The organism is Aerococcus sp. L_32 (assembly GCF_050689315.1).
Genome location: NZ_JBOEQF010000148.1, coordinates 1 through 5,201, shown reverse-complemented (window position 1 = coordinate 5,201; position 5,201 = coordinate 1). Strand labels below are relative to the sequence as shown.

Below are 5,201 nucleotides of genomic sequence, written 5' to 3'. Positions count from 1 at the left end.
GGCTGATAATCTTGATAATGCCCGTGCGATTGCTAAAGCACTGTATTCTCGTTACCGGATTGTGACCCTTGAATCAGATGTGATTAACGCTGGTGGGTCAATGACTGGTGGGGCAACGAAACGGAATAACAATGCTGGTTTATTATCTCGGAAAACGGACATCGACCACTTAAGTCAGGAAATCAAGACCTTGACCGCAACCGTAACCAACTTGCAAGAAGAGATGCACCAAGCGTCGCAAGTATCTGAAGAGATGGTGAAAGACCTTGAAACAATCAAAGCACAAGGTGATGAAGCACGCTTTAGTGAACGGACTTTAACGAGTCAAATTGACCAGTTAACCGGACAAATTGCTGATTTAACTGAAGCTTTAAAAACTGGTGAAAGCCTGCAAGCTTCTGCTTCAAAAACGAAGGCTAAACAAGAAAAAGCAAAAGCCAAGTTAGTAGCGGATTTAAAAGTTGTTGACGATCAAGTAGATCAATTGAAAAATCTGATTGAGGATATGAACTTATCAGCAACTGATAAGGCTGAAAAACGAACGCAATTACAAGGGCAATTGCAGGCTGCTGAAACAGATTTAGCGGTCTTAAAATCACAATACACTCAAGTTGAAAGTCAATTAGCAGGTCAAGAAGCTGAATTAGCAGCAAAAGAAAATCAGGTAAGCCAAGTAGAAGCGGAACTTAAGTTGATGCGGGAAGCTATTTTATCCAATTCTGAAACTTCTGGCACCTTGGAAGCTGATTATCAAGCAGCTGTGAAAGCACAAAAAGACTGTGAAGCTGAACTAAAAGCAATGCGAAAGGTCCGCAATGAGGCGCAGAATAAGGCCGATGCCCTAGACCAAGAAGTTCAAGAGATGAATACACATCTTCAAGACTTGCTTGAAAAACAAGCTAAGGTGGAGGCAACAGCTTCTCGATATGAAGTATCGATTGATAACCATTTAACCCACCTTCGGGAAGAATACGGTCTGACCTTTGAACGGGCAAGAGCGACGTCAGAATTAACCATGTCCATGGAATCAGCATCCTTAAAAGTTCGTCAGTTGAAAAAAGAAATTGAACAAATTGGACCGGTTAATTTAGCAGCCATTGATGAGTTTGAAGAAGTAAATGAACGGTTTACCTTTATGCAAAAACAAAGAGATGACGTATTGGCTGCCAAAGAAAAACTCTATCAAACAATTTCTGAAATGGATGAAGAGGTGGCTGAACGATTTGAACAAGCTTTTATTGCTATTCGGGATGCTTTTGAAGATATCTTTCCTAAATTATTTGGTGGAGGTCGTGCGAGTCTGAAATTGACCAAGCCAGATAATCTGTTAGAATCAGGAATTGACATTGAAGCTCAACCACCTGGGAAACGGCTGCAACACCTATCCTTATTATCAGGTGGGGAGAAAGCTTTAACTGCAATTGCCTTATTGTTTGCGATTTTAGATGTGAAAACTGTACCTTTTTCAATATTAGATGAGGTGGAAGCGGCACTGGATGAAGCCAATGTAGCTCGTTATGGTCGGTTCTTACGTGAATTTGCGGATAAGACGCAATTTATTGTCATTACCCATCGTAAGGGGACAATGGAATCAGCTAATATCTTGTACGGCGTAACCATGCAGGATTCTGGTGTGTCTAAATTAGCGGCAGTTCGTTTAGAAGATTTTGATGAGAAATTACTAGAATCATCAAATTAAAAAGGAATTATTCGTTTTTCATGGGGAAATGTGGCAAAATGTAAGTAATTTAGTAAAAATATTGAACAGAAATATGAGGGCATTATGATTGAATTAATTGCAATTGATTTAGATGGCACTTTGTTACGGAATGATAAGACGATTAGTGAGGGTAACCGTGAAATGATCCGCAAGGCGATTGATAATGGTGTGGATGTTGCGATTTGTACTGGTCGACCACTTGAAGCAATTCAAAAATTCTTGGATACTTTAGAGACAAATACTGATGACCACTATTCAATTACTTATAACGGTGGACTAGTCGTTCAAAATAAGACTGGTAAGGTGGCTAGCCAAGTGACCATGTCTATGGCGGATGCTAAACGGTTATATGACGTGATGGCGTCTCTAGAATTACCACTTGAAGCGGTATTAATCGATGCAGTTTATCAATTCCCATTCCCTGAAAACCATCCAGGTCTTTATCAACAAACAATGAATTTCTTACCATTCAAACAATTTGATATGGACAATTTAGATCCAGAAACGGCTATTTTTAAAGTGGTGATAAATACAGAAACAGACCATTTAATGCGTATGATTGATCAAATTCCAAACTGGGTATATGAAGATTTCGAAGTGATGCGTAGTCATCCTTTCCAATTAGAAATCATGCCTAAAGGGATTGATAAAGGAACTGGTGTGAGTCATTTAGCTGATATTTTAGAATTAACTAAAGACCAAGTGATGGTAATTGGTGATGAGGAAAATGACTTAGCTATGCTTAAGTGGGCCGGTACATCTGTGGTGATGGAAAATGGTCGACCAGATGTAAAAGCGTTCGCAGATTATATCACAGATTCTAATGAAAATGACGGGGTTGCTAAAGCAATTGACCATTTTGTTTTCTTTGAAACAGATAATTAATAGTTATAATAACTATTTTAAATTTCTAAAATTATAAGTAAGCCGTAGGATTTCACTACTTCTAGCATTGCCTTAAATGCAGTGGGACCGGAATTAGCCGAGGTCTAATTCCTTGTCTGACGATTCAGAGAGTAAGCCATAAATGCCAACTCTCTGATATGGGTCAGTCATCCTTTTTCACTGCGAAGGCATGCTAGAAAAGTTCCAGCCTTATGTTGAACACGACTGACACTATTTAATACAAGAAATAGTCAGTAAAATAAATTTAAAATTTGTATCTTAATGTCAACTTTATCAAATGGCATTTGGTTCTTGAAAATCTGTTTCAATTGTTTTCCATGGATAATATTTTAAAAGTATTCTGGTTGCTTATTTTATAATATAGAGTAGGTTCGTTGATATATTACTTGACCTATAGTTTTATGATTACACACGAGATTTTTATTTTAGTAAAGGAGTGATACGATGGGATTATTTGACCGTATTAAACGCGCGTTTACGGGTGAGGATGAGATTGTTGAGCAACAGCGTCAATCTGAATCGCCTAGTCAAGAGCAGATTGTCTTTGAAAAGTACGATAAGGGTGTTGAAAAGACACGTCGTTCTTTCTCTGACCGTATGAATGAATTATTTGCTGGTTTCCGCCAAGTGGATGATGAATTTTTTGATGATTTAGAGGAGACTTTCATTTCTTCTGATGTTGGTTTTGACATGACACTTGCCTTATCTGATGCAGTGCGTGAGGAAATACAACGTCGCGGTGCTAGTTCAGGGGAGCAAGTAAAAGATGTCATCATTGAAAAAATGGTGGAGATTTACGACAAAGGTGGTGAGCCGAGTGTTGAAATCAATGAAAATCCAGATGGCCCAACAGTTGTTTTATTTGTTGGGGTGAACGGCGTCGGGAAAACAACTACCATTGGGAAAATGGCTTACCAATTAAAACAAGATGGTAAAAAAGTCTTGCTTGCTGCAGGGGATACGTTCCGTGCGGGTGCGATTGAGCAATTAGAAGAATGGGCACGCCGTATTGATGTACCAATCGTGACTGGTAAGGCGCAAGGTGACCCGGCTTCTGTGGCTTTTGACGCTGCTAAAACTGCGCGTGAAGGTGGTTATGACTATTTATTAGTAGATACAGCTGGACGACTACAAACTAAAATTAATCTAATGAATGAATTAGATAAAATGAAACGTATCTTAACGAGAGAATTACCTGGTTCACCGCATGAAATTTTATTGGTACTCGATGCAACAACGGGGCAAAATGCCTTAGTACAAGCTAAAGAGTTTGATAAGACTGTAGATATTGACGGTATTGTCTTAACCAAACTTGATGGGACTGCCAAGGGTGGCGTGATTTTTGCAATTCGTTATGAGATGGATATTCCCGTTAAATTTATCGGACTTGGTGAAAAAGTGGATGACCTGCAAGTATTTGATGCAGAGAAATTCATTTACCAATTAATCAAAGATGTTGTAGAAGTTTAACTTGAATAGACAGAAATAGACTAACTTAAGCCATAGATGAATGGTTACGTTAGTCTATTTTTTTGAATATAGAATAAAGAATTGAATTTTGGTTAATCATATTTCTGGTCACTATTGCCGTTGGTGATGTTAATTTAAGGAATTTTAGCTATCTGATCATTTTAAACTGTTACTTTTAGACAAATCTCTATACTATTTGTGAAATTTATCCATAAAAAACAAGCTTGGAATGAGAATAGGCCTGTTTGTATCGAAGAAAAAATTAAGCTGTGGCGCTAAAGTGAATGGATGTACTGAAAATTGTTGGGGTGTATTTTCAGTACACCTCTGTTATAGCGATTTCAGCTTTGTTATCGGTCATCATTTTTACGTTTCTCAACCAGATTGTTGCTTGTCTCGGATAGTATCAATCGCAAGAATAATCGCGAGGACAATAATGGGGTCTACTTGAGTATCATCAATCGTAATTTCAAAGGTATCTGACCAAGATAGCATTTTTGCTTTAACCTCCGCAATTGTCTGATTTTTTTCATCTGTAATGACATATTGCCAACCTAAAAAGTCTCCTTGAATTGTCCATCCAATATCTTCAATGGTCATTTTGGTTTTAAATAAGGTCATTTTTTGTTGGATAGTAGCTATATAATCATTGCCTCTGTAGACCTTTAGGTGGGTTAAAAAGCGAAAAGGCGATTCTTTAACATAAGCCAGTTCCTCATTTGTTAGGGCATCATAAATCCGTAATTGGCGACCAACTGAAAATAATTTGCTAGATACACGAAATAGGGGTGTTTGATTGTGGTCGTAAATATTAAAATCCTGCTTCAACGAAAATAACTTTTGCTTCATATACAATTTCATGTTCCCATCCCCTTATACATCTTTTTATAAAATTATAACTTATAAAGTTTAGAAAGGACAATATATGTACTAATTGGTTAGAAATCAGTATCTTTTCTATTTTTTTAATTTACGAACTTTGATATAATTGATTTGTGAAATATGGGTTTATTAACGTACAAAACTCGTAAAATTAAAGATTATATTCTGTTTTTATATGCACAAAGTGTTATTTGGATAAAAAATGAGAGAAAAATAAGTTGAG

General features: G+C 37.2%; 3 protein-coding genes and 1 pseudogene. 3 read left to right on the top strand and 1 reads right to left on the bottom strand.

Annotation, left to right across the window (positions count from 1 at the left end; genetic code table 11):
* The 3 genes and pseudogenes from ACRCJ0_RS09160 to ftsY all read left to right on the top strand — a co-directional run.
* Positions 1–1,699: pseudogene (locus ACRCJ0_RS09160) on the top strand (chromosome segregation protein SMC); the annotation flags it as partial.
* A gap of 84 nt (positions 1,700–1,783) precedes the next feature.
* Positions 1,784–2,605: a Cof-type HAD-IIB family hydrolase gene (locus ACRCJ0_RS09155; protein WP_431390255.1), complete on the top strand. Its 822-nt coding sequence runs from the start codon at positions 1,784–1,786 to the stop codon at positions 2,603–2,605.
* Positions 2,606–3,070: 465 nt separating this feature from the next.
* Positions 3,071–4,096 (top strand): signal recognition particle-docking protein FtsY, encoded by a 1,026-nt coding sequence (gene ftsY / locus ACRCJ0_RS09150; RefSeq protein ID WP_431390254.1) that lies wholly within the window; start codon positions 3,071–3,073, stop codon positions 4,094–4,096.
* A 375-nt stretch (positions 4,097–4,471) separates the two neighbouring features.
* Here ftsY and ACRCJ0_RS09145 read toward each other — a convergent pair whose 3' ends face one another.
* Positions 4,472–4,957 (bottom strand): LURP-one-related/scramblase family protein, encoded by a 486-nt coding sequence (locus ACRCJ0_RS09145; RefSeq protein WP_431390253.1) that lies wholly within the window; start codon positions 4,955–4,957, stop codon positions 4,472–4,474.
* Positions 4,958–5,201: the final 244 nt, after the last annotated feature.

What these genes read in the sequence shown, in the direction of transcription:
- ftsY (WP_431390254.1), top strand. Translation starts at nt 3,071, where the DNA reads ATGGGATTATTTGACCGTATTAAACGCGCGTTTACGGGTGAGGATGAG.
- ACRCJ0_RS09145 (WP_431390253.1), bottom strand. Translation starts at nt 4,957, where the DNA reads ATGAAATTGTATATGAAGCAAAAGTTATTTTCGTTGAAGCAGGATTTT.
- ACRCJ0_RS09155 (WP_431390255.1), top strand. Translation starts at nt 1,784, where the DNA reads ATGATTGAATTAATTGCAATTGATTTAGATGGCACTTTGTTACGGAAT.